The sequence below is a fragment of the Streptomyces sp. P9-A4 genome (genome assembly GCF_036634195.1).
Lineage (GTDB): Bacteria > Actinomycetota > Actinomycetes > Streptomycetales > Streptomycetaceae > Streptomyces.
The window spans coordinates 4092367-4115991 of the sequence record NZ_JAZIFY010000001.1; the positions used below are offsets into that span (position 1 = coordinate 4092367).

Annotated in this window: 26 protein-coding genes and 1 tRNA gene; 6 read left to right on the top strand and 21 right to left on the bottom strand. The window is 67.9% G+C overall.

Going from position 1 to position 23625, the window contains the following annotated elements:
- Positions 1-86: 86 nt before the first annotated feature.
- Both V4Y03_RS18410 and V4Y03_RS18415 read right to left on the bottom strand, forming a co-directional pair.
- Positions 87-719, bottom strand: coding sequence for an NUDIX hydrolase (locus V4Y03_RS18410; protein WP_332435601.1), 633 nt, complete (start codon positions 717-719; stop codon positions 87-89).
- A gap of 74 nt (positions 720-793) precedes the next feature.
- Positions 794-2431: a hypothetical protein gene (locus tag V4Y03_RS18415; RefSeq protein ID WP_332435602.1), complete on the bottom strand. Its 1638-nt coding sequence runs from the start codon at positions 2429-2431 to the stop codon at positions 794-796.
- Positions 2432-2593: 162 nt separating this feature from the next.
- Here V4Y03_RS18415 and V4Y03_RS18420 point away from each other — a divergent pair, with 162 nt between their 5' ends.
- Positions 2594-4153 carry a DoxX family membrane protein gene (locus V4Y03_RS18420; RefSeq protein WP_332435603.1) on the top strand — a complete coding sequence of 520 codons (1560 nt, stop codon included), beginning with the start codon at positions 2594-2596 and terminating at the stop codon, positions 4151-4153.
- Positions 4154-4252: 99 nt separating this feature from the next.
- On the opposite strand, the gene V4Y03_RS18425 is transcribed toward V4Y03_RS18420, so the two are convergent.
- The 3 genes from V4Y03_RS18425 to V4Y03_RS18435 all read right to left on the bottom strand — a co-directional run bounded on the left by V4Y03_RS18425 (position 4253) and on the right by V4Y03_RS18435 (position 6783).
- The gene (locus V4Y03_RS18425; protein ID WP_317878777.1) at positions 4253-4969 is read right to left on the bottom strand and encodes a nucleotidyltransferase family protein; all 717 of its coding nucleotides are present in this window, start codon (positions 4967-4969) and stop codon (positions 4253-4255) included.
- Between the two features lie 67 nt (positions 4970-5036).
- Positions 5037-5447, bottom strand: a complete 411-nt coding sequence (locus V4Y03_RS18430) for a hypothetical protein (protein ID WP_317878778.1) — start codon at positions 5445-5447, stop codon at positions 5037-5039.
- Between the two features lie 238 nt (positions 5448-5685).
- Positions 5686-6783: an ABC transporter ATP-binding protein gene (locus V4Y03_RS18435; protein ID WP_332435604.1), complete on the bottom strand. Its 1098-nt coding sequence runs from the start codon at positions 6781-6783 to the stop codon at positions 5686-5688.
- Positions 6784-6965: 182 nt separating this feature from the next.
- Between V4Y03_RS18435 and V4Y03_RS18440 the strand changes: the two genes are divergently transcribed.
- Positions 6966-7039, top strand: a tRNA-Thr gene (locus tag V4Y03_RS18440).
- Positions 7040-7132: 93 nt separating this feature from the next.
- On the opposite strand, the gene V4Y03_RS18445 is transcribed toward V4Y03_RS18440, so the two are convergent.
- The 10 genes from V4Y03_RS18445 to V4Y03_RS18490 all read right to left on the bottom strand — a co-directional run bounded on the left by V4Y03_RS18445 (position 7133) and on the right by V4Y03_RS18490 (position 13992).
- On the bottom strand, positions 7133-8263 hold the full coding sequence (locus tag V4Y03_RS18445; protein ID WP_332435605.1) for a tyrosine-type recombinase/integrase: 1131 nt from the start codon (positions 8261-8263) through the stop codon (positions 7133-7135).
- Positions 8263-8466, bottom strand: coding sequence for a helix-turn-helix domain-containing protein (locus V4Y03_RS18450; protein WP_332435606.1), 204 nt, complete (start codon positions 8464-8466; stop codon positions 8263-8265). Before V4Y03_RS18450 ends, V4Y03_RS18445 begins: the two co-directional genes overlap by 1 nt.
- Positions 8467-8468: 2 nt before the next feature.
- Entirely contained in the window at positions 8469-9860 is a 1392-nt protein-coding gene (gene repSA / locus V4Y03_RS18455; RefSeq protein WP_332437218.1) for a replication initiator protein RepSA, read from the bottom strand.
- A gap of 91 nt (positions 9861-9951) precedes the next feature.
- Positions 9952-10293, bottom strand: a complete 342-nt coding sequence (locus V4Y03_RS18460) for a SpdD-like protein (protein ID WP_332435607.1) — start codon at positions 10291-10293, stop codon at positions 9952-9954.
- 11 nt (positions 10294-10304) lie between these two features.
- The gene (locus V4Y03_RS18465; protein WP_332435608.1) at positions 10305-10463 is read right to left on the bottom strand and encodes a hypothetical protein; all 159 of its coding nucleotides are present in this window, start codon (positions 10461-10463) and stop codon (positions 10305-10307) included.
- Between the two features lie 20 nt (positions 10464-10483).
- Entirely contained in the window at positions 10484-10675 is a 192-nt protein-coding gene (locus V4Y03_RS18470) for a mobile element transfer protein (RefSeq protein WP_332435609.1), read from the bottom strand.
- Between the two features lie 14 nt (positions 10676-10689).
- A complete protein-coding gene (locus tag V4Y03_RS18475; RefSeq protein WP_332435610.1) occupies positions 10690-11322 on the bottom strand; it encodes a DUF2637 domain-containing protein in 633 nt (210 codons plus the stop codon).
- An 89-nt stretch (positions 11323-11411) separates the two neighbouring features.
- A complete protein-coding gene (locus tag V4Y03_RS18480) occupies positions 11412-12767 on the bottom strand; it encodes an FtsK/SpoIIIE domain-containing protein (RefSeq protein ID WP_332435611.1) in 1356 nt (451 codons plus the stop codon).
- 4 nt (positions 12768-12771) lie between these two features.
- Positions 12772-13116: an SCO3933 family regulatory protein gene (locus tag V4Y03_RS18485; RefSeq protein ID WP_332435612.1), complete on the bottom strand. Its 345-nt coding sequence runs from the start codon at positions 13114-13116 to the stop codon at positions 12772-12774.
- Between the two features lie 138 nt (positions 13117-13254).
- Complete coding sequence (locus V4Y03_RS18490) at positions 13255-13992, bottom strand: GntR family transcriptional regulator (protein ID WP_332435613.1); 738 nt, start codon at positions 13990-13992, stop codon at positions 13255-13257.
- A gap of 60 nt (positions 13993-14052) precedes the next feature.
- On the opposite strand from V4Y03_RS18490, the gene V4Y03_RS18495 reads away from it, so the two are divergent.
- Together V4Y03_RS18495 and V4Y03_RS18500 are read left to right on the top strand one after the other, a co-directional pair.
- Entirely contained in the window at positions 14053-14520 is a 468-nt protein-coding gene (locus V4Y03_RS18495) for an NUDIX hydrolase (protein ID WP_332435614.1), read from the top strand.
- On the top strand, positions 14517-14648 hold the full coding sequence (locus tag V4Y03_RS18500) for a hypothetical protein (RefSeq protein ID WP_332435615.1): 132 nt from the start codon (positions 14517-14519) through the stop codon (positions 14646-14648). Before V4Y03_RS18495 ends, V4Y03_RS18500 begins: the two co-directional genes overlap by 4 nt.
- A gap of 640 nt (positions 14649-15288) precedes the next feature.
- On the opposite strand, the gene V4Y03_RS18505 is transcribed toward V4Y03_RS18500, so the two are convergent.
- On the bottom strand, positions 15289-16344 hold the full coding sequence (locus tag V4Y03_RS18505; protein WP_332435616.1) for a DNA cytosine methyltransferase: 1056 nt from the start codon (positions 16342-16344) through the stop codon (positions 15289-15291).
- 236 nt (positions 16345-16580) lie between these two features.
- On the opposite strand from V4Y03_RS18505, the gene V4Y03_RS18510 reads away from it, so the two are divergent.
- Positions 16581-18572, top strand: coding sequence for an ATP-binding protein (locus V4Y03_RS18510; RefSeq protein ID WP_332435617.1), 1992 nt, complete (start codon positions 16581-16583; stop codon positions 18570-18572).
- An 858-nt stretch (positions 18573-19430) separates the two neighbouring features.
- Here V4Y03_RS18510 and V4Y03_RS18520 read toward each other — a convergent pair.
- The 3 genes from V4Y03_RS18520 to V4Y03_RS18530 all read right to left on the bottom strand — a co-directional run bounded on the left by V4Y03_RS18520 (position 19431) and on the right by V4Y03_RS18530 (position 21115).
- Positions 19431-20159, bottom strand: coding sequence for a GntR family transcriptional regulator (locus V4Y03_RS18520; protein WP_332435619.1), 729 nt, complete (start codon positions 20157-20159; stop codon positions 19431-19433).
- Positions 20116-20379: a hypothetical protein gene (locus V4Y03_RS18525; protein ID WP_332435620.1), complete on the bottom strand. Its 264-nt coding sequence runs from the start codon at positions 20377-20379 to the stop codon at positions 20116-20118. Before V4Y03_RS18525 ends, V4Y03_RS18520 begins: the two co-directional genes overlap by 44 nt.
- A gap of 457 nt (positions 20380-20836) precedes the next feature.
- A complete protein-coding gene (locus tag V4Y03_RS18530; RefSeq protein WP_332435621.1) occupies positions 20837-21115 on the bottom strand; it encodes a hypothetical protein in 279 nt (92 codons plus the stop codon).
- 78 nt (positions 21116-21193) lie between these two features.
- Between V4Y03_RS18530 and V4Y03_RS18535 the strand changes: the two genes are divergently transcribed.
- The gene (locus V4Y03_RS18535; protein ID WP_332435622.1) at positions 21194-21949 is read left to right on the top strand and encodes a GntR family transcriptional regulator; all 756 of its coding nucleotides are present in this window, start codon (positions 21194-21196) and stop codon (positions 21947-21949) included.
- A 164-nt stretch (positions 21950-22113) separates the two neighbouring features.
- On the opposite strand, the gene V4Y03_RS33920 is transcribed toward V4Y03_RS18535, so the two are convergent.
- Both V4Y03_RS33920 and V4Y03_RS18540 read right to left on the bottom strand, forming a co-directional pair.
- Positions 22114-22434 (bottom strand): nucleotidyltransferase domain-containing protein, encoded by a 321-nt coding sequence (locus tag V4Y03_RS33920; protein ID WP_443079800.1) that lies wholly within the window; start codon positions 22432-22434, stop codon positions 22114-22116.
- Positions 22382-22774: a hypothetical protein gene (locus V4Y03_RS18540; protein WP_332435623.1), complete on the bottom strand. Its 393-nt coding sequence runs from the start codon at positions 22772-22774 to the stop codon at positions 22382-22384. The genes V4Y03_RS33920 and V4Y03_RS18540 overlap by 53 nt, the downstream gene beginning before the upstream one ends.
- Positions 22775-23625: the final 851 nt, after the last annotated feature.

The following is a 23625-nucleotide window of genomic DNA, read 5'->3' on the forward strand; positions in this document are numbered from 1 at the left end:
GCTCAGGCGCTGACCCGGCCCGAACCCGGCTCAGCGCCCGACCCGCCGTATCGGCACCCGTACCCGCATCCGTACCCGCGCCCGCCTCAGGCCGTCAGGCCTGCCAGGCGGGCGCGCGTCATCGCGGCGATGGTGAAACCGTCCGTGACCCGGCCGTCGGCGATCATCGCCTCCGCCTCCGCGAACGGGAGCGTCAGCGAACTCCGGATCGCCTCCGACTCCGCCAGCCGGCCGATCCCGTCGATCCGGGCCGCGAAGAGCAGCACCCGGTCGCCCGTCATCCCGCTGTCCGGATGCAGCTCGCCGAGCGGGATCAGCTCCCGCACCCGCGCCCCGATCTCCTCGTCCAGCTCCTTCGCGGCGTTCTCCTCGCCCGTGAGGCCCCGGGTGCCGAAGCCCCGGGGCAGCTCCCACTGCCAGGACCGGGTGGCGTGCCGGTACTGCTCGATCAGCACGATCCGGTCGCCGAGCAGCGGCAGCACGACACAGCCCGGCTCGGGCGCCGCACTCATCGAACGGATGTACGTGCCTTCCCGGCCGTCCGGGAACCGCACCGGGTCCCGGACGAGCAGGACGTACGGGTCCTGGTAGAGCACCCCGCCGGCCGCCGCGACCGCCGCCGGGTCGCTGAGGATCTCGATGCCGCCCGGCTCGTTGCGGAACAGCTCCGGCCGCTCGGCGCGCAGTCGTGCGTAGCGGTTCGCGGGCTCCCTGCTCATGGGCCCTGCCTTTCCCGGCCCTCGGGCCGGTTCGTTCCGGGGCCCGGTGCGGGTGCCCGCTCCCGTGCCCCTGCTCAGTCGGGCTGACGCTGCTGGTCGGCCTGGCGGAGGCCGCCGACCGGCCGCCCCGTCCGGACGACCGGCCCGCCGTACGCCCCCAGGATCGCTTCCCAGTCCCGCTTCAGGTTGCCCAGCCGCAGGGACGGCAATGTCAGCGAGTGCCCGAGTCCTCCGCGCCGGCTCTTCGCGCCCCGGTCGAAGAACTCCAGCCGGATCGTCAGCGTGCCGGCGACCGCGGTCAGCCCCTGGACCAACCCCGCCACGAGCGACACCTCCTCGCCGCTGGTGATCTGCAGGGCGACCCCGCCGGCCTCGACCACCAGGGCCGTGACGATGTCCCGGGTGTACCCGCCGCTGCCGCCGGCGCTCGTCGCCCGCGCGGTCTTCAGCATCCGCGCGTGCCGCCGTGCCACCTCGGTGGTGCCCGCCGCGAACTCCTCCGGGGACGGGATCCGCCCGTTGTCGAAGCCGCCGCCCCGGACGAAGGCGTCGAGGGAGTCCACGTACGCCCGCCACTCCTCCTCCCGCCGCAGCCGGTTGATGTCGGCGAGGGAGAGCCCGGCGTACGAGTTCGGGCCGTCCACGGCCCGGTGCAGCGCGTCCGCGAACAGATCGCGCAGCAGCAGGCCGATCGCCTCCGGGTCGTCGTCGCGGGGGCGCAGGTCGGTGCGCAGCTCCTGGAGCGTGGAGCGGGGCGGGGAGTCCGGCGGGGTCAGCGGGATCACCCCGGCGGCGCGGGGCACGCCCAGGCTGTAGAGCAGGTCCACCAGCTGCTTGGTGGGGACGACGTGATCCCCCTCGCGCAGCAGGTTCTGGTACGGATCGGTGCCGGGCCGGGTGATGAACCGCTCGTAGACGGCGTTCCGCGTGATGTCCCGGTCGTTGTCCTGCTCGCCCGCCCAGAAGTACATGTCCTTGAGGACGCCCTCGCGCATGGACCGGGCCAGCTCTTCCGGGATGCCGAGGTCCTTGGCGAGCTGTCCGGCCTCCAGCCGGCGCAGGAGGGAGAGGTTCGAGGAGAAGAAGTTGCCGATCTGGCCGGCCTTGCCGCGGTTGGACTCGTCGTCCCAGTCGAAGCGGACCAGGGCGGGGTCGGTTTCGTTCGTCACCAGCTCGCGCCAGGCGCGGCCGACGAACCGGTCGTGGGCCCAGGCGAAGCCCTCGGCGGGGTGCCGTTCGGTGTACAGGTAGGGGATCAGCGCCTTGTCGTTCAGGAGCCGGACGAACGCCTCCCGCTCCACGGGGTCGGCGGACGGCAGGTAGTTCGCGTACAGCGCCTCGTTGTTGAGGAAGAAGGCGCGGTTGACCACCAGGGTGCCGCTGTTCACGAGCGAGCGGCGCAGCTCGGCGGAGGCCGCTTCGACGGCTTCCACGGGCGGCCGTGCGGGCGCGGAGGCGCGCTGGCGGGCGCTCGCCAGATCGGCGGGCAACCACTGGTTGTCGAGGGCCTGGGCCATCACCGGGTAGTCGTGGAGGTCCCCGAAGACGAGCTGGTGGGACTCCCGTACGGGAGTGGGGGGAGCGGCGGGGGCGTCGGGGGTTCCGGCGGCGGTGGGGGGCGCGGAGTCCTGGGGGGACCGGGGCGCCGGTACGCGGTCGAGTGCGGCGTCCGGGCTCTGCTCGGTCCCCGGTCGCGGGGCGGGATCGGTCATGGCTGCGCTCCCTCGTGCGTGGTCCGGGTCAACTCTTCTGATTCTAGGAAGAAGTGACGACCCGTGACCTGGTAGAGGTTCCCGTTCCGGCGTTGATCTTGACGGGTCTCGGACATTTGCGATCCGTCAAGGCAGTGTCCTAAACCCAGATCACTCGGTTAGATGAGTGTGGACACCAGAACGCCCCGGCCGGGGTTCGACGATCAGCCCGCGTTGAGCATGGTCAAGGTGGATTCCGATCCCGCCCAGGTGATCGTGAACCACGCCAGCTTCCGTGTGCGGCTCGCGCCGGCCCCGCAGCCGAAGTTCGGCGCCGGCGCCCGCATCGCAGCCCTGTCCGGAGCGGCGGGAGCGGGCGGACCGCGCCGTCGCCCCGTCGTGTGGAGCGGGAAGTCCGCACCGGGCGCGACCGGTCTCCTCCAGGCCGTGCGCGAGTCGTCCGTCTCCACGCTCGCCCCCGCGGTCGGCCACGGGGGGCCGGGCGCCGGCTCCACCCAGGCCATCCAGCGCTTCGACGACACCATGCCCACCCCCGTGGTGCCCGCCGACGGCCCCCTGCTGCCGCCGATGCGCCGCGCCGAGGGCGCGTACGACGACCTGTACGAGATGCGGCCCGGGACCACCGGACCGGAGGCGTACGAGGACGGCGAGACGCCCGGCCGGACGGCCCAGCGCCACGGCCAGGACAGCGTCCGGCACGCCTACTACCCGGGCCGCCGGATGAACCTCGGCGTCGTCCTCCTCCCGCTCCGCGTCTTCCTCGGCTTCATCTCCATCTACGCGGGCATGGGCAAGCTCTGCGACCCCGTCTACTTCGACGGCGGCGAGCGCGGCTCCATGGTGAAGTGGCTCAACTCCCTCCACCCCTGGGCCCTCGCCGAACCGCTGCGCGACTTCGCCCTCCAGCACCCCGTCGGCGCCGGACTCACCGTCGCCTTCCTCCAGGTCGTCGTCGGTGTCCTCACCGTCCTCGGCCTCTGGCAGCGCGTCGCGGCCGTCGTCGGCGCCCTGCTCTCCGCGGCGCTCATCCTGACCGTCAGCTGGAAGACCGTCCCGGTCTACGACTCCGCCGACATCATCTATCTGGCCGCCTGGTCGCCGCTGATCATCGCCGGGGCCCCGGTCTACTCCCTCGACGGCCGCCTCGCGGGCGAGGCCTGGCGCACCCTCGGCCCCCGCGCCGAACTCTGGGACCTGCGCCGCCGCGTCGTGCGCCGCAGCACCCTCCTCGCCTCCGTGGTCGTCGGCCTCACCCTCCTCATCGGCTCCGTCCTCGGCGGCGCCGTCCGCTCCACCGAGATGATCACCGTCCCGGGCCCCAACGACGACCCGATCAACCACCTTCCCGGCCGCCCGCTCCCCACGGAGCCGACCCGCCGCGCCCCCTCCGAGGCCGCGTCCACCGCGCCCGAGCCCGCCGCGACCAGCGAGGCCCCGGCGGAGCGCCAGAAGACCGAGGAGGCGAGCCGGCCGACGGAGCCGACCCGCGAGTCGCCCCGGACACAGGAGCGGCGCCCGACCTCCACCGAGGGCAGTGGCACGGGCACCACCCGTACGCCCGTGCAGTCCAAGCCCGCGCCGCCGCCGTCCACGAGCGACACCCCGAGCAGCACGGGGAGCGGGTCGAGCGGCGGCTCGACCGGCGGGACGACGGACACGCCGTCGGAGCCCGGCTCGACGACCGGCGGGGCGAAGAACCCGATCGGCGGCCTGCTGGGCTGAGGACACCGGCCTCGTACGTACGGAAAGGGCGGCACCGCGTTCTGCGCGGTGCCGCCCTCTTGTTCTCTCTGCGCCGGTGTCTGTCTGTGCGGCTCCGGCTCAGCCCCGCTGGGCGGCGAGCTCCTTCGCGGCCTCCGTGAGGTCCTTGGCGGTGTCGATGGCCCTCCAGTACGCCCCCTGGGGCAGCGGGAAGCCGGCGAGGCGCCGCTCGCGGGCGAGGCGGGGGAAGGTGGTCCGCTCGTGGTCGCCGAGGTCGGGGAGGAGTTCGGTGAAGGCGGCGGAGAAGACGTACACGCCCGCGTTGATGAGGAACGGCGAGGGCGGCGCCTCGATGAAGTCGGTGATGTGCCCGAAGTTGTCGGTCTCGACGGCGCCCCACGGGATGCGGGGGCGGGCCAGGGCGAGCGTCGCGAGGGCGTCGCGCTCGGCGTGGAAGGCGGCCATCTCGCGCAGCGAGAACCGGGTCCAGATGTCGCCGTTGGTGGCGTACCAGGGCTGGTCGGGCGCGGGCAGGTGCCCGGCGGCGTACTTGAGACCGCCGCCGCGGCCCAGCGGCTCGGTCTCGACGACCGTGGTCACCTTGAGGGGGAGGTCGGCGCCCTCAAGCCACTCCTGGAGCACCTCGGCGAGATGGCCGCAGGAGACGACGGCGTCGGTCACGCCCTCGGCGGCCAGCCAGGAAAGCTGATGGCCGATGATCGGGGTCCCGGTGCCCGGGATCTCGACCATCGGCTTGGGGCGGTCGTCGGTGTACGGGCGGAGCCGTGAGCCCTGGCCGCCCGCCAGGACCACGGCCTGCGTCGGAGAGGTGTGCATACGGGGAACGATAGGCGCCCCGTACGCGCGCGGTCCGGACGCGCGGCGGCGCTCAGCGTCCGGCTGTTCAGCTCGCGCGCATCACGCCGGTCGCGAACGAGGTGTCGCAGACCGGGCGGGAGAAGGACTGGGCGCGGGTGGGGCCGTACTGCTCGACGGCGGCGCGGCCGAGGGAACGGGCGATGGACATGCAGTGCTTGGCGAGCGAAGGACGGTTCTCCACCTCGCGCTGGAGGTGGGTGAGGGCCGTGCCCGGGTCCTTCTCCTGGAGCTCGGCGAGGAGCTGGTCGCGCAGGACGTCCTGCGGGGCGCGGGACTTGGCGCGGACGGAGACGTCGGAGGAGGAGGCCGTCAGCTGGGTCCCGGAGTCCTGGCCGGCCCACGGAACGGCGGACACCGCGAGCGTTCCCGAGAGCACCAGGACGACGGGCAGGACGAGGGCGAGAGAGCGGCCGATTCGGCGGGCAGTGTGCGTCACGCAGGCGAGCGTAGCGGCCGGTAGTGATATGGCGACATTTAGTCACTCTCGCGAGGGATGGTTCGAGGCGGCTTTTCGAATCCCGTGTTGACGCGGAGGGTGGGGGCGGGCCCAGAATGCCGGGGTTTTCCAGGGTAAACCACCACTTGTGCGGCAGATGGGCGAACGGCCCCGCATCCGGGTGGATGCGGGGCCGTTCGGCCGGCGCGGCTGGGCTGTGCTCTGCTTCGCTTCCGGGTCAGTCGCTGAGGCGGGCGCCCGTCGACGTCGAGAAGACGTGGAGCTCGGCGGCGCGCGGCACGACGTGCAGCGTGGTGCCCTTGGACGGGACGTCACGGCCGCCGACGCGGACGACCAGGTCCTTGTCCTCGCCGCCGACGCGGGTGGAGCCGTACACGAAGCCGTCGGAGCCGAGCTCCTCGACGACGTTGACGGTGACGGCCAGGCCGTCCTTGCCCGTGGGGCCCTGCACGTCGAAGTGCTCGGGGCGGACGCCGACGGTGACGGTGGTGTCGCCGTTGGCGGAGGCGGCGGCGATGGCGTCACGGGAGACGGGGACGACGCTGTTGCCGAACTTCACGCCGCCGTCGGTGATCGGGACCTCGATCAGGTTCATGGCGGGGGAGCCGATGAAGCCGGCGACGAAGAGGTTGGCGGGCTTGTCGTACATGTTGCGCGGGGAGTCGACCTGCTGGAGCAGACCGTCCTTGAGGACGGCGACGCGGTCGCCCATGGTGAGCGCCTCGGTCTGGTCGTGCGTGACGTACACGGTCGTGATGCCGAGACGGCGCTGCAGACCGGCGATCTGCGTACGGGTGGAGACGCGGAGCTTGGCGTCGAGGTTCGACAGCGGCTCGTCCATGAGGAAGACCTGCGGCTCACGCACGATCGCGCGGCCCATGGCGACACGCTGGCGCTGACCGCCGGAGAGCGCCTTGGGCTTGCGGTCCAGGTACTCGGTGAGGTCGAGGATCTTCGCGGCCTCTTCGACCTTGGCGCGGATCTCGGCCTTGTTGACGCCGGCGATCTTGAGGGCGAAGCCCATGTTGTCGGCGACGGTCATGTGCGGGTACAGCGCGTAGTTCTGGAACACCATGGCGATGTCCCGGTCCTTGGGCGGCAGGTGCGTGACGTCGCGGTCACCGATGCGGATGGAGCCGGCGTTGACGTCCTCAAGGCCCGCGAGCATGCGCAGGGAGGTCGACTTGCCACAGCCGGAGGGCCCGACGAGGACGAGGAACTCGCCGTCGGCGATCTCGATGTCGAGCTGGTCGACGGAGGGCTTGGTGGCACCGGGGTAGATCCGGGTCGCCTTGTCGAAAGTGACGGAAGCCATGGTGGTGTGTCCCTTCACCGGCAGGAACGTGCCGGACGATCCGAGTAAAGGAAGGATTGAGGTCTAGTCCACCTGGGTGAACCGCAAGTGACGCTACCTGCCGGTGCCCGTTCTGTCAGCACTCAAGGCCCCGTGAGATTTCCGACCGTCGCCGGGGCCGCGTTGGTTACACTGCACTGGCTGCCTCCTTAGCTCAGCTGGCCAGAGCACCGCTCTTGTAAAGCGGGGGTCGTCGGTTCGAACCCGACAGGGGGCTCAAGGCGAAGGGCCAGCACCGGGGGCGGTTTCCCCGGTGCTGGCCCCTTCGCATGATCACGGGCGTGCCATCTGCGTGCCAGAAGGCGCGTCTCTATGAGGGTCCGAGCTTACGGACCTGGCGGATCATCTCGCCGAGCTTGCCCGCGATGTGCTGATCACGGTCGCTCGTCATGTGCTGGTAGATCAGCGCGGCCCGGGTCGTGCTGTGCCCCATCCGCGTCATGAGCTCCCGGGTGCTGGCGCCCGCGCTGGAGGCCAGGGTGTTCCCCGTGTGGCGAAGATCGTGAAAGTGCACAGTCGAGTCGACGCCGGCCTTGTCCCGCGCCGCGATCCAGTCGTCCCGGAAGTTGCCCCGCCGCAGTAGGCCGCCACGGGGGCCCTGGAACAGGTGGCCGTCCCGCCCGGAGCCCGCGAAGTGCTCCAGGTGGTGCGACACCTCTGGAAGGAGTTCGGCGGGGAAGGCGACGGAGCGGACACCGGCCGCGGACTTCGGCGCCTTGTCGGCGAGCGTGCCGTCCTGGAGCTCGGACTGGGCGCGGCGGACGAGGACGACGCAGCGATCCAGGTCCAGATCCCGACGCCGGAGCGAGGCCAGCTCACCGAACCGGAGCGTGGTGAACGCGGCGAGGAGGACGAGCAGCCGGAAGTGCGGCTGGATGGCCCCGGCCACCGCGTACACCTCGGGCACGGTCAGGACGGGCCGCTCAGGGACGTCGTAACTGTCGGCGCCCTTGATGCGGCACGGATTGCGCCGGATCAGTTCGTCGTCCACGGCGGTGTTCAGGATCGCCCGCAGGAGTTGGTACGCCTTGACCACGGTCGGCTCGCCCACGCCCGCTTCCAGGAGGCCGGTCCGCCATGTCCGTACGCGGGCCGTGGTGATCGCGGCGATGGTCCCGACGCCGAAGGTCGGCTTGATGTGGAGCCGGATCACGCCCTCGCTGCGCTCGCGGGTGCGGTCTTCAAGGCGGCGGTGCTTGAGCCAGTCGTCCGCGTACTGCCCGAAGACGACGTTGCCGGCGTCCGGTGCCTGGTAGGCGCCGCGGAGGATCTCCGCCTCAATCGTGGTCAGCCAGACTTCGGCGTCCGTCTTGGTGGCGAAGGTGTGCGGCGCCGACTTCATCCCGCCCGAGAGCGGGTCCCGGTAGCGGGCCTGCCAGCGACCGGATGCGAGCTGCCGCACAGTGCCGAACCGGCGGCGCCTGCCCTTGCGGTTCGTCATCAGGCCACCGCCCCGTAGCGGCGTGCGATGGGCTGGACGGTGTTGCGCTCGATGTACGCCGCGATGGCGGGTTCAGGGATGCGGACGTGACGGCCGACCCGGACGAAGGTGATGCGCCGTTCCTCGATGAGGCGTCGGGGGAACCGGACGGTGGTGCCGAGGAGTTCGGCTGCCTGGTCGACGGTCAGGAGACGGGCGGCCATCGTCACCACTCCTCTTCGGCATCGAGCTTGGCACGGAGGGCTTCGCGGGCGGTCTCGCGGTTGAGGTGGATGTCCCGGGCGATGGAGGCGGCGAGGGCGGCTTCGCCGGGGGTGTGGCCCTGGCCGGCATACGCCCAGGAGGTGAGGACGAGGACCGTGTCCGGGGCGACGTCGTCCAGGCCGCGGGCGGTGCGTTCCTGGGTGGCGCGGTAGTCGGCGCGGGTCTGGCGGAGTTGGGTCAGGGTGGTGGAGTACTGGCGGGACTTGGTGGAGAAGTGGCCGCGGAAGCCGAGCATGTGGGCCCAGGCGGAGAGGCGGCGTTCCGGGTAGACCGGGTCGAGGTCGAGGCAGGCTTCGACCAGGCGCCGGGTGTGGTCGGGGATGCCGAGGAGGAGCAGGGCTTCGCGGTTGCCGATGCGGCGGTCGAGGCTGCCGGTGGTCTCGGCGGCCTTGGTGGCGTACTTGGCGATGTAGGAGGCGACGGCCTGTTCGGTGATGTCGGAGCCGTCGCCGAAGGCCTTCACAGGGCGGATGTCGAGCTGGGTGCCCCAGTGGAGGCGGCGGGCGGGGTGGTCGCCGGCGGCGGGGACGGAGACGGTCGTGTACGCGTGGGTGGCGGCGGTGCGGATGGCGTTGGTGAGGTGGTCGGTGGTCGCCCAGGACGGCGGGGGAGAGTCGGGGCCGTCCGGGCCGTCGATGCGGATGACGGCGTGGAAGTGGACGGCGCCGCGCTTCTGGAACTCGGCGACCTTCCCGTACGAGATACGGGCGACGGCCCTCAGCTCTCTCTGGGAGAGTCCGGCCGCGGCGGCGATCTCCCGGCGGAGGCGGGTGGTGAAGCGCTGCCAGAGCTGCCCGGCGTGGTTGTTGAAGAGGACGGCGGCGGCGTAGTCGTACGACTCGGGGTCGAGCGGTGTGCCGAGGGCCGAGTCGTTCTCGGGGTGCCGCGTGCCGCAGTGGCAGGGCCGGGTGCCGGGGCGGTTGTGGACCGGGCCGAAGGACGGGGCGGTGAGGGTGAGGAAGACGCGGGGGTGTTCGCGGACGGCGGTGGGGATGTCCCGGGCGTCGTCTCCGGCGAGTCCGGCGCGGATGAGGTGGTAGGTGTCGCCCGCGTACGTCCAGGCGCAGGCGGGGCAGCGGGAGGCCCGGCGGTTGCCGCAGGCGATGCGGAGGCGTCCGCCCGGTTCGGTGTCGGTGGAGTAGCGGTGCAGGGTCTCGCCGGTGGTCTTGTCGCGGGTGAGGGTCCAGCCTGTGAGGTGGATGGGGTGGGAGCAGCCGCCGGTGCGGTGGATCTGCTCGCGCCAGCGGTCGAAGTTGGGGGACCCGGCCACCCGGAGCATGTCGCTCAGGGTGGCGGTGTCGAAGCCTGACGGCGAGGTGGCCGCGTCGGTCATCATGGGGCGGTTCCTTCTGGTTCTGCGAACTGGTCAGGGGCGGGGCTCCCGGGCGGCGGAGACTTGGCGGTTGAGCCGCCCGGGGGCCCGACTAGCTGTGCCGGTGCTGGCCGTTGAGGAGCGAACGCAGGACGACGGCGCACATGGCGATGGACGCGGCGGTGACGGCGACGGCCAGCAGCATGGAGACCAGGACCGCGCCGACGACCAGGACGGCTCCGGCTCCGCCGGCGATGGCCAGGGCGAGGCCGGCCGGGGTGAAACGCGCGGCGGAGGAGTGGGCCGGGCTCGGGGCTGGGGCGTTGTGGTGGTTGCAGACCGGCGCGTGGGTGGCGGTGTGGTGCGGCTCGATGTCGCCGATGCTGGTCGACTGGACGAGCGGGGTGACGATGCCGGTCGGGAGCGGGTTGACGGGGATGCGCGGTCGGAGCATGGCGGTTCTCCCTACTTGTTGATGGTGTGGTCGATGAGCGGGGCGAGGAGGCTGTCGGCGAGGAGGTAGCCGCCGAGGAGGATCACGGCGACGAGCCACCAGGGCGGGCGGATGAGCTTGATGCCGAGGCCGCCGACGACGATCAGGGCGAGCCAGAGTGGGACGTCCATGACGCGGGGCTCCTTTGGGTTCAGCGGGGCTTGCAGCGGTGGGTGCGGGTGGCGAGCTGGGCGGCCGAGGAGCTGGAGTACTCGGCGGACCAGCCGCAGCCGTCGGACGTGCACACAGCGGCGTACTTGGTGCGGCCGTGGCGGTCGCGGTGGGTGCCGATCTGCACCGGACCGATCCGGATCACGGAGTGGAAGTGGTCGCGAGCGGCCATGAGGAGCTCTCCCTTCAGGCGAGCTGGGCGGCGATGGCATTGGCCATCAGGGGCGGGACACCGAGGCGGGCGCGCAGGGTGTCGGCGTCGATGGGCGATCCGGTGCGGGTCCGGTGGTCGTCGGCGATCTTGCGAGCGTGGGCGACCAGGGCGGGCGGGACGGCTACCGGGGCTGGTTCCGCTGGCGCTGTTTCGGGCGTGGGCCCCGGAGTGGTGGGCGGCGGGGTGGGCTCGGGAGCGGGTTCGGGGATGGGCGTGGGCTCGGCCTCCGGCTGGGCGGGGGAGTGGACGAGGAGGGTGCCGCCGAGGAACGCGAGGGCGGGCCAGCCAGCGACGAGGATGCGGAGCCAGGCGGGTACGTCGCCGAGGTCGAGGAGACCGGCGGTGGCGACATTCGCGCCCAGCGACGCGGCCAGGGCGACCGCGAACCAGGTCCAGGCCGAGTGGGCAGGCAAGCCGGCGGCCCGTGCGGTCCGCAGCCGGTGCCAGGCGGCGACGAGGAGGAGGTCAACGGAGACCGGGTAGGCCCAGGCTTTCCAGCCGGTCTGCCCGGCCGCCGCGGCCAGGTCGTGCAGGTGGGCGAAGGACAGGGCGCCGGCGATGACGGCTTGTACGAGGACTGCGTCCGGTCGGCGGGTAGGACGCATCGCGGGTCCTCCTTCCGGTTTCGGGCATGGGCGGGGTAGGGACTCGGCGTGAAGCGGTCACGCCGCCGTGGAGCGAGGGGGAGCAGGGCTCAGGCGATTGCGGGAGCCGAGGCGGCCGAGGGCGTCGCGGCCTTGCCCAGAGGCGACAGGACGGGCCGGAAGGCGTCCAGCGCGGGGATCTCGGGCGTGCGGTGAGCGTGGGAGTTCGCGATGTTCACGGCCCGCCGGAGCGTGAGGTGGGGCGTACGGATGCGGACCCACCCACCGGAGGAGTCGCCGACGACGGCGGTACCGGGCCGGTCGGTGCGGATCTGGACCGTGGCGAGGACGGCGTCCGGGGCGATGTCGCCGAAGGCCATGTTGGCGGAGGTCTCGTCGTTGACGCGGTGAGCGGTGCGGCCGGTGAGCTGGGCGCGGAGCATGGTGATGCCCTTACCGAGCTCGGAGCCGAAGCGCTGCCCGCAGATCTCCAGGTAGATGCCGGCGGCGCGGCCGAGCTGGGCGAGCCGGACGAGGGCGGTGATGATCCGATCCCGCCGCTTCTCCTCGTCCTTCGTAGCGAAGAGGGCGAGTTCGGCGACCTCATCGACCAGGAGCACGATCGGCGTCGGTCGCAGGTGATCGGGCAGGTCCCAGATGTCGGCGGTGATTTCCACATCCGGCAGGTCTGCACTCAACCTCTGCTCACGTCGGATCAGTTGGTAGACCTCCTGCATGTGCTCGACGAGCACGTCGAGGAGGTCGGCGGCGGCATCGGGATCGTCGGCCAGGGCGGTGAACCGCCGTGCGAGTGGGGCGAGTTCGACGCCTTGCTTGCAGTCGATCCCGACGAGGGCGACGTCCAGCGGGGCGAGCGCGGCGACGAGGCCGCGTTGGTAGACGGACTTGCCGGACTGGGTGGCGCCGATGTTCAGAGCGTGCGGGGTCTGGCGGTAGTCGCGGTGGTACACCTCCCCGTCCTCCCGCATCGCGACCGGGACTCGCATCACCCCGCTTCGGCCGGCCGCGGGCATCTGCACCCGCTTGAGGATGTCGTAACCGGTCATCCGCAGCTCGACCACACCCGAGCGGATCTCCCGCGCGCTGACGTTCTGCATGACGAACGAGTGCCGGAGCCGGTCCGACGCGGCGGAGAAGTCGAAGGCGTCTTGGCCGGGGCGGAGTTTCACCCGCAGGACGAGCCCGGTACGTGTCGGCCGCAGCCGCAGAATCCGGGGCGCCCGCGACTCGGGGATGGGCCGGCCGGTCATCCGGGCCAGCGCCAGGCGCCAGCGGGAGGGCGGGACGGTGAGCCCGCAGGCGTCCATGACCGAGGCGTACCGGGCGAGGATCCGTACGACGGCGAAGACGATGCCGAAGCTCATCCAGTAACAGGCCGGACGCTGCCAGCGCAGCAGCAGTGCGACTGCGGCGACCAGGGCGAGGGTGACCGATAAGGCGGTCACGGGGTCAGCCGACGTTCGCGGCGACGAGCGAGGTGACGGCGACGGCGCGGAAGCTGATGCCGTGGCGCTTCTGGCCGTTGAACTCGTTCTCCCAGGGCCGGGCGACGACGCCGGTGAGGGCGACGGGGGTGCCCATGGCCAGCTCCTCGGAGACGCCGGTGTTCGGCACGGTCAGGTTGAGGATCTCGGCGTTGCCGTCCATGACGAACATGACGTCGACTGTCATCAGCGGGGCGCCGGTCTCGCGGTCGGTGGCGATCTCGCCGGTCTGGCGGTTCGCGACCTTCGGGGTGGGCGGCTGGGCCACCATCACGGTCGCGGCGGAGGTGTCGACGGGGATCTGACGCACAATGGATCACTCCTCTATAGAGGCTGGACTCCTTCACTCATGTACATGAGTGACATGAAGAAGAGTGCACCACTCCTGTACATGAGCCAACCCGCTGCGGAAGGAAACCGCAGCGGGCTGTGGGGAGTTGATCGAGCGTCAGTCGGTCGCGGGGATCCGGTACTGGAAGACGAACTGGTCAGCGGCCATGAGGGTGTCGCAGACCTCCACGACCCGCCCCTTCTTCGTCACGGCATCCCGCAGCAGGTGCACCACAGGAGCCCCAGGACTCAGCGCCAGCTCCGACGCCTCAGCCTTCGCGGCCGGCCGAGCCTGGAGCGTCTCGACGAACTCGGCGAAGGTGTGGCCGTGGTCTTCGAGCCGGGCGTAGATGCCGCCGGGGCCGGGGTTCTCGGCGAACAGCTCGGGGATGTCCTTCACGATGTCCCACGGCAGGTACGAGGAGGCGGTCTCGACGGGCGTCCCATTCCGGAAGTACAGCCGTCGCCGCGCGAGCACCTGCGTCCCGACATCGACACCAAGCCGTTCGGCGATGTCCGCAGGTGCCTCCATGGGCCCGATGTAGAGGACGCTCACCTTGGCCGTGGCACCGGACTGCTCGGACTCGGCAAGGTAGGCCGCCTTGCCGCCACGGCGGTGCGAGGCCCGGAAACGGTCGGAGGACCGGAGCCGTACGGGAGGCCGATCTTTAACGATCGATCCCTTCCCGTGGCGAGTGTCGACGAGCCCACTGGCCCGCACTTCGACCATGGCCTTACGGATGGTCCCGCCGGCGACCCCGTATCGCTCGACGAGCTCGGACTCGCTGGGCACCATGTCGCCGGGCTTCAGTACACCGCCCCGGATCTGCTGGACGATGTCGTCCGCGATCTGCACGTACCGAGGTACGGCCTTACCGGCTCCTGCTGGAGTTCCCACGGTCCTACCCACTCTCCTATGCTCCTGTACATGAGTAACGGGAGCGCGGGAACAAAGTCAACGCCACTCCACTCGGTGTCCGTAGCCGGAGCGGTAGTGCGCGAAGACGGCCGTCTCCTGGCGATCCGCCGAGCGGACAACGGCACTTGGGAGCTTCCGGGCGGCGTCCTCGAACTCAGCGAGGCCCCGGAGGCTGGCGTAGCCCGCGAGGTCCTGGAGGAGACAGGTATCCACGTGGACGTGGATGAGCTGACGGGCGTCTACAAGAACACGACCCGCGGCATCGTCGCCCTGGTCTTCCGCTGCAAGCCCGCCGGCGGCACCGAGCGAACCTCGGACGAGTCCACCGCGGTCGACTGGCTGACGCCGGCGGAGGTCGAGGAGCGCATGGCGGAGGTCTACGCGATCCGCCTCCTGGACGCACTGGACGGCAACGGCCCCCACGTCCGAAGCCACGACGGCCGCCAGCTGATCACGCAGCCGTGACGACGCAACCGGCAGGGCGGATGCCCCGTGACGAAGCGATCCTCCTGGTCCAGCACCTGATGAACGCAGAGGCATCCGAGGATGAAGCGGACGAGATCCTGGCCAACCTCGAACGAGGCCTGGCCTGACTGCACATCAGCGATTACATCTTCTGGGACCTGGACCCCGAGCTGACTGCCGAGAAGGCAGTAGACACGGCCCTGGCCTACAAGCCGATCGCCCTCTGAGGGCAGCGCGGTAAGACTTTCTCTACTTCATCAAGGCCCGCGCACGGCGCGGGCGCGCGCCGCCTTTGCGGCGCGGCCTGCCTCCTGTCTGCGCCCCGGCTGGCCGCGCCCGGCGGCGCGCCGCGTGCATGCGGGTAAGGGCGGGACGTCACCCGCGGGCACAAGATGATGCCTCCGGCGGGGGATCGGCCGGCACCGGGATGGAGGGGGCGCCGTTCCCGGCTGCGGGCGCATGGGTGGCGAGGGTTGTGGGCTGCCATCCCGTCCACCGTCGACCCAGGCAGAGCCGAGCAGACGCGGCCCAGGGCGTCCAGGTCGTTCGTACAGTGGCGCGCTCCACCTGGACGCCCTGAACCACGCCCGCTCCACGGTGTGTGGGTCGACGGCGGACGGGATGGCAGCTGGGGACGAGGCAGTTGCGGTGAGTTCGAACGGCTGGACCAGTGCGTGGGCGAAAAAGACCGCCTGCCAGTCCTCGCGGGATGTAGCGACTAATCGACAAACGGGAATGCCCCGCCCACATTTTATCCGAGAGTGTGAGTCAGCTTTTCTCCCGGTATGAACTTTTACCGTTAAGGATCGCAGTGGCGATCAGCCCGAGCCCCTTGGCCATTCGTACAGGAACAGCATTCCCGATCTGCCGCTCAATTGATCCGTAATTACCGTGGAACTCGTAACCCACCGGAAAAGTCTGAAACGTAGCCGCCTCGCGAAGCGTCAACCCGCGGTTCTCGGAAGGGTGAATAAATGTTCCGCACGCAGGCGTTGTGCACCGAGTCGTCATAGTGGGAGCTGGATCATCCAACCTGACCCTGCCATACGAGGAGCTCGCGTTCCTCGAAGTCAATCGCTTATGACAGTCCAACTGATGCTCTTCTGGAAGGTCGAATCGATTGCCGCCAACTGGGATAGCGGCAATCCGCGCCTCAACGGCAATCGAACTCTTCCGATGAACATTCAAAGGATCCCCCGCGCGAGAGTAACGCGCGAGATGTGCCAGTGCCTGCCCAGCTGTCTTCGGAGATTTTCGGAAACTAGGAGGCAATAATTCGAGAAGGTTTTCGACGGGCGCAAAGGGAACATCGTCCCTGACGGCAAAACAGATGAACCGCTTTCGACGCTGGGGAACCCCGAATGCGGCCGCGTCCAGTGTGGCCGTCTTGAGCTGGTACCCAGCCCCATCAAGCATCCGGTGCAGCTCCGGAAGGCGGCGGTCGCGAGCCAGTCCAGGGACGTTTTCGAGCAGAACAATCCTTGGCCTCATGGCCTCAACGAAGCGGTAGGTATCCAAGACCAGGTCGTTCCGCTGCTCATCAACCAGCCCCTTGGCCAGAGACGAGAACCCCTGGCATGGTGGGCACGCCTTGAGTAGATCGAGCTCCCCTGCCGCGACGCCCGACGCCGCAAGCAGCACCCGAGGCTCCACAGTACGGATATCCTGGGCGAAGAGAGACACTTTGGGATGATTCCTGCGGTAGGTTTCGGCCGCTTCCAGGTCGTTCTCCACGGCGGCGAGCATCGCGAAGCCCGCATCCCTCAGGCCTCGCGTTGCGCCCCCCGCCCCAGCAAACAGATCCACGGCGCTGTACGTGGGCATGGCGCGATCTTAGTCCTTAAGGCCCGGGAGATGTCAGGGCGATCTTTTGACAACCCCTCAGCTGTGCTTAGCTGGCCGGAACTTGACACATCGGGGGTGGGTAAGTGACGAACGTAGGCCCAGAACAACCGGAGACCCAGGGGCTGTTCCCAGCACTGCCGAGGCAGACAGACGGCCGCCACGACGCTCGGGCGAAGACCACGTCCGCTAGCAGCGGCAGCACCGGACCGTACCGCATGCGGATCAGCAGGCTGACGGTCGACAAGCTCGGCATCAAGCTGTACGACCGCGTTTCGGCGGTCCTCGCAGAGATCATCGCCAACGCCTACGACGCAGATGCTACGGAAGTCAAGGTCCGCCTTCCGTTCGGCACTTGGCTCGCCGCGCAGCCCGGCAAGCCGGCAGTGGCGCAGTACGAAGTCACCGTCGAGGACAACGGCCATGGGATGACCTCTGAGGAGGTGAACACCCACTACTTGCTCGTTGGCTCCGACCGACGCGGACGGTTCGGTAAGGACACGTCTAAGGGCAAGGGCCGGCGAGTCATGGGGAGGAAGGGGATCGGGAAACTAGCTCCGTTCGGAATCTGCCGAACTGTGGAGGTGATCACCGCAGGAGGCGCACCGACCGAGCAGGGATACCGCGTTTCCCACATCAAGCTGCATCTTGATGCCATGATGTTCGACTCAGAGGATGATTACATTCCTGAGGTAGGACACCTCGACGGTACTTTTCGCGATGAGCACGGCACCAGCATCCGACTCAGCGATTTCAACCGCAAGCTGGTCCCCAAAGGGGAAGAACTGCATCGGCAACTCTGCGCCCGGTTCGGCATTAGGCGCGACGACTGGGATGTCGAGGTATTCAATACTCGCGAGAGCGACGCCCTCCCAGGTCTTAAATCAGAGTCGTTCCGTCTTGGCGAGTTGAGTATTGACCTTCAGGAGGACACAAAGGTCACCTTCGACCGAACTCCAATTGCTCCAGAAGATTCGGATCCACTTCCGGTTTCAGGCTGGCTCGCCTTCGCAAAGGATCCATATAAAGACGAGGTGATGGCTGGTGTCCGCATCTATGCTCGCGGAAAGATTGTCGCCACCACTCGGGACTTCGGAGCCACATCCGGCTTCACTGGTGAGTGGAGTGTCAGGTCCTACTTAACGGGTGAGATTCATGTCGAGTGGTTGGACGAAGCCGAAGACCTAGTTCGCTCCGACCGACAAGACATCATCTGGACGTCCGACCTAGGCCAAGCCCTGCAGAGTTGGGGCTCGAAGCAGGTCAAGGATCTAGCCAAACGCGGAAGGTCCTCGGTTCAGCGGCGCACACGACAAGTCTTCGAGCAGGCTGCAGATCTCGATTCCCGACTGCAAGCAGAAGCTCCGGGTGATCCGCAGTACCGAAATTCGGTCAAGGAGGCGTTTCGCCTGCTCGTGGCTGACAGCGACCGTGAAGCGGCGTCGGATCCGCAGCGAGTCGAACGCTACCTGGAGCTATCGAAGAACATTGCGCCGCACAAAGAACTCCTAGATACGCTGCACCAGGTATCCAAGGAGGTGGACAGCCCCCTGGATATCGTGCTGGCTCTATTCCAGAAGGCTAGGGTTGCCGAGTTCTATGCCCTTGGCCAGGTAGCCCAAGAGCGAGTAGAAGTTGTCACCAGACTCCGTCAGCTGATTTCGGATGGTACGACACTCGAACGCCCTCTCCAGGAACTCATCGAGAAGGCACCGTGGCTGCTGGCCCCGGAGTGGACTCCCCTGGGAATGAACGACGCACTCGACCGGGTCCGCAACAGCTTCGAGACGTGGTATTTCAAGAAGTCCAATCAACTCATCGCGACTAGCGCCATTCGCGACCCGATAAAGCGTCCAGACTTCGTCCTGCTAAACGGGCCCCGCGGGACCATCTGGGTAGTCGAGATCAAGCGAATCGACTACTACTTGACGGACGACGAATTCACCAGGGCCGTCGACTACCTTGAGAGTTTGGAAGAGTTCCTCGACGATACTCCAGAGTTTGGGGCGTATTTCCCCATCCGAAGGCTCACTTTCATCGTCGACCACGTCGATCGACTAAGCCGGACTAACCGTAGGCTCCTCAAGGAGAGCCTCAACGTCGAACGCCGCAGCTGGTACGACCTACTGGAGCAGACAGACCAAGCTCATCAGGACTTCCTACGTAAAGTGGACCAGCTTCGGCGCGATCCAGGGGCACTCGACTCCTAGCCGAGAGGCGTCCAGGCCTCTGCCCTTGCCCGACGGAGCCACCGGGCCCATGGACCACCCGTGGACACAGCTCGGTGCATACGAGCCGCTTGGCCTCATGACCTGCGGGCTTATCGGGACATGAAGCCCCCTCCGGAGCCGTGTGCCTCTCTGCGCACCTGCGTGCGCCTTCCCTGTCTGTGGCGTCAGCTGGATGCTGCCAGTGTCCTCACGGGTACTCGCAGGGAGTGGAGATCTCGAAGTGTGGGGCTCCGAAGTAGAGGGGAGGCTGGTGCAGGCGGCCGGCCGACCTGGGTAGCGGCCAGTGCTGGGAGCATCAAGGAGAGTGGACTGCCCGCGCACAGACGGACCGCAAGAAGAAGGAAGCCGAAGTCAAGAAGCGGGAGCTTCGGAAGAGGAAGTGGTCGTGGTGGTGACCGGCGACAGCATCCGCGGCTGACATCAACAGATGAGGACGCGGGTGATTGAAGACGGGGAAGCCCCGGGCGTTGGCCCGGGGCTTTTGTGGAGGTGGATGCTATCCGAAGGCCGCCGCCGGAAGGCGGGGACCCTCGTCCTCTCCGTGAGCGGAGGGATCGGGCGTCGGCAAGCGGTGGCCGCGGCTCACTGCGACACGGAGTACGTCGTGCAACGCCCCCGCAAGGTCTGCCGCTAGGAGGCGGAGGTCGTCCGGTTCCGTCCGGGCGTCGGCGAGTACTGCTGCGGCGTGCTGCAGGAGTTCGGTGCAGGCGTCGAGTTGGGCGGCTTCGGTTCGGTCGGCCAGGCGGGATAGGGGGCCACCGTTTTCGTCGGTGCTCAGGAAGCAGGGCTTGCCGTCTGGGGTCGACCAGGGGAGGAGGCGGAGCTCGTTGTGGGACGTCATCCTTCCGGTCTCCTCTCTGTAGTTGTGTGGTCGGTGGTGAAGATGGCTTCGGCGCGGTCGCCGGGGAGGGCCAGGAGGGCCGCCTCGATGACGCGGCCTGTGATGTCCGTTGCCACGCGGGTAATTGCGAGAATCGCGAGGGTCGAGCTGATTCGGAGCGTCGCTGCTTCCGAAGCGGTCGGGAGGCGGACGTGGACGTTCTCCTCGACCTTGGCCAGTTGGGGGCGCGGCCCCCCTAGCAGGCTCGCCGTCTCCTGGGGCCAGGAAGGGGCGTCGGGTGCGGTGGCTGGCGCCAAGTCCCGGGGAACGTAGACGCGGGCCAGGCTGTGAGGCGACTTGCCGGCGTGGCTCACACAGAGGAACTCAGTCGCTGGGCTGCCAGACGTCACCCCCAGCAGGGCGGCCAGGTGGCCGCGGGCTCGGAGCTTCGTCGTGCGGATGCTGACGGGCAGAGGTGTCTGAGCCGGGGTGCGTCCACCGCCGACGTACGTGGTTCTACTCAGTGGCTGACGGGCGTAGTTGCTCTTGCCGTGGATCTTCTCCACGAGGCCTTCGGCCTGTAGCAGGGCGAGGGCGTTGCGGAGCGTCGGCGTGCTTACCTCGTAGTGGCAGGCGAGTTGGGCTTCCGAGGGGAGGCGTTCGCCGGGTTGGATGCGGCCGGCCGTGATCTGGGTGCGGAGGTCATCGGCGATGGCGTGTCGGCGAGAAGCCACGGTCCCGATCACCAACTCTCCGCATGCGTAGCGCGACGAGCCTGGTCCGGGTGTGCATGGTCAGCAGTTCGCCCGACTCGAAACGGAGCTGCTTCGCCCCGCCCCGGAGCTGGGAGAGGTCGATCACGCGATGCGGCAGGCCGCCGATCAGGATGACGTCGCCGATCTGGACGTTGGTCGAGGTGATCTCGATGTTGGAAGTCACCGCGCTGCTGGGGGTGGTGATCCTCATCGCGGTGCCTTCCCCGTCGGGGCCTTGTCGACCGACGGGTGGCAGGGGCAACTGCATGCCTCGTAGACCACGGGCACGCCGACCGGGGCCGACGCGGGGGACGAGTGCGCGCACTCGTCGTGCGTGCCGATGCCGCACGCGCTCGATTGGTACGGGGCGGCGGCTGCGCGTGGCGCCCGGTGCTGCGGGTTAGGGCGCATCAGTGCGCCTCCGCGGCCATGCGCCACGTGGAAGCGGCCAGCGCCCGCCAGGACGCACGTTCCTCGGCGGTCAGTACATACGGCCGGACCAAAGCCGTCTCCTCGCCAGCGAGGACCCACTCGTGGACGCTTCGACCGCCAGGGGCGGGGGCCCGTCGCGCGAGCGTCCGGAGGTGGCAGGAGGCAGGCTTAGGGGCGTGACGCTCTCTGGTGCGCGTGATGGCGCGGCGGATACGGTTGAGCACGCTGATCAGCTCCTATCGCTGATGGCCGGGTCCCCGGACATCGCCCGTCGCGGGGACCACCTTGCGTACGACGGCCCATAGGGTGCGGCCGCCGAGGCTGGTGGCGAGGAGCCCGAACCGGTCCGCCTGCGCCACCACTTCCAAGACCTCCCGCCATGTCCCGGCGGGGAGGGATGCTGGCACCTCCGCTTCGATCGACGTGTGTCGGGCGTGCTGCTCCACGCGTGCGGTGAGTCCGATGGCGGACAGCCGGGCGGCGATGGCTTCCGCGCGTACTTCTGGAGCAGGCACAGGGCAGCCTCCGTCACCGGCGATCACTTTCAGTGAAGCTAGTTAACTAGATTAGAGCTAGTGGACTAGATTTTCCATATGCCTGAGCAGCCGCCTTACTTGCGCATCGCCGACGAACTCCGCAGGCGGATCGCGGAGCGCGAGTGGACGCCCGGAGACCGGCTTCCTTCCCGCGCTCAGATCGGTCAGGAGTGCGGGGTCGGCGAGAACGTCGTCCGTCGCGCGCAGGAGCTTTTGATCTCCCAAGGTGTGCTGGAGGGGCGGGCCGGGTCGGGGACGTACGTGGCCGAGCCTCGGCAGCGGGTGCGGATGGTTCGGTCCGCAGCGCGCGAGCAGCCCGACGGGTCGCCGTTCCGGGCGGACATGAAGGCCCTCGGGAAGCGGAGCGGCTGGGAGAGTCGGACCGACGCCAAGGTGCCCGCGCCGGCGGAGATCGCTGCTCGGCTCGGGATCGCCGAGGGTGACCTGTGCGTCCGGACGGCCTACGAGTTCCTTGCCGACGGTCGGCCCGTGCAGCTCTCGACGAGCTGGGAGCCGTACGACCTGACAGCCGGCACCCTGATCGTGCTTCCCGAGGGTGGGCCGCACGCGGGCGCAGGGGTCGTGAATCGGATGGCTGCGATCGGTGTCACGATCAGCCATGCTGTTGAGCAGCCGGAGCCGCGGCAGGCGACTGGCGAGGAAGCGTCGCTGCTCGGGATTCAGAAGGCCGCTCTAGTTACGCACATCCGGCGGACCTACTACAGCGATCATGGTCGACCTGTGGAGACGGCGGACATCATCGTGCCCGCCGCCTTGTGCGAGATCGTCTACGAGGTTCCCATCAACCGTTGATAGCAGAGGATCGATAACCGTTTGGCGACGCATCGCGGACGGTACGTAGTTTCCGGCAACTATGTTGGCGGATCATGCTGCTAGGCCAATGAACGATCCCGGTCGTGCCAGGCCTCGGCCTTTTGTGACCAACCGTCCAAACTTGGCTCGCCGGTTTCCCCGCTCTAGCGCGTCTCGCTGCTTTCCAAGATCCTAATCGCCCCCTCCTTTGAAACGAAACTCAAGGACTCCTCCTCCTCCTCGTTCAGGAGGGTGACATCAAGCTGTAGCTTGAGGACATTCCAAGCCTCGCGACAGGCGTCCGCGCGAAACTTTCGAGCCATCTCCTCGTTGCCTGGCTTGTAGACGAGGATTAGATCAATATCGGAGCCGGTTCGAGGGCCGCTACGTGAGGATCCGAAGAGGGATAGGCTCCAAGGGATCCCTAGGTGATCATTTTTCGCGATCTGACGGAGCAATGTAATCAAGGAATTCATCTCCGTCATAATTCAACGCCCCCATCCACTCGTGGAACCTGAAAAGCCCAATGCCGACTGACTTTGCATACTCCTTGGCTTGCTTCGTGTAGCTGTTCCATGAGCTCACGGTCAGGATGCATGTAATCGAAGGGTTTTCGTCGGCAATTTCTTGAACGTCTGCCAAGCCGACCGTGTACACGTTGGTAACGTGTAGCGTCACCGTTGACTTACCAGTGCGGGAGATCTCGTAGACCTGCGGAGTTACTTCCCTGTATTCATGGACAGCGCTGTGTCGGTGCAGGGCCTTCCTGACGGCCTCGATAGACTCGGGGCGGGGGGTTTTCGCGTAGTAGCCGCCTTCCGGCATGGCGAGCTCCTTCTTAGTTGAGAATCCTGTTTATTTCATCCGGGAAGCGGGGCACCGAGGACGAAGTGGCCCCAAATACATGTTTCCTCTCAAACTCGTCAACGTGAATTCGGAGCATCTCCAATGTGGTCAACTCGGTCGAATGTAGGAGATGCGTGTTGGAGTCTAGAATCCTTAGGATCATTCGATTGTTTGGGATGATCACGTCGTGCACTCGTGCCCACCAAATTTCAACAGCGTCCGAAAAAGGGTCCCATGAAGATTCTGACTGAGGGCCGAATGCGTTGAACGTGGCCCGATTTGAGCGAAGAAGTGGCTCAAGTGCGGACCGCGCTTCCGCGCGATCCCTGAATGAGTGCGCTCCGAACGCGCTAGAGATGCGGGCTTCGTGTGAACTTTTCCAGCTTTGGAGCAATTCTACGGGGTACGTCGATTCCTGCGAGTCGATGGTCTTGTGGCAGATCAAGCAGAGTAGTATCAAATTCTTTTCGAGCGCTAGCGTGCTAGGCTCAATGTCGGGATTGGCCCGAGGGCCTTTGGGGGATGCTGCAATTATGTGAGCCAACTCGCCAACGTTAACGCGGGCGCCGTTCGCGGCCCTGACGAGGACTGGATTCAAGCAGTCCGGATTTTGGCAACGTCCCGCCGAATCTGCGTATAGATTGCGTATTTCATTGGCCCCAATTGCCCTTGCTGCGTTCTTGCATCGCCTCATTTGGTCCACTCGATTTTTGTTGTCTGGTTGATGGTTTTTAGGGGCCTTGGGCGTGCTGAATATTCTTCTTGCATTCTCAGGACCTCGGCCCCGGATAGCTTAGCTCTCTCGTTCCGGCTGGCTGCGAGAACGTGGA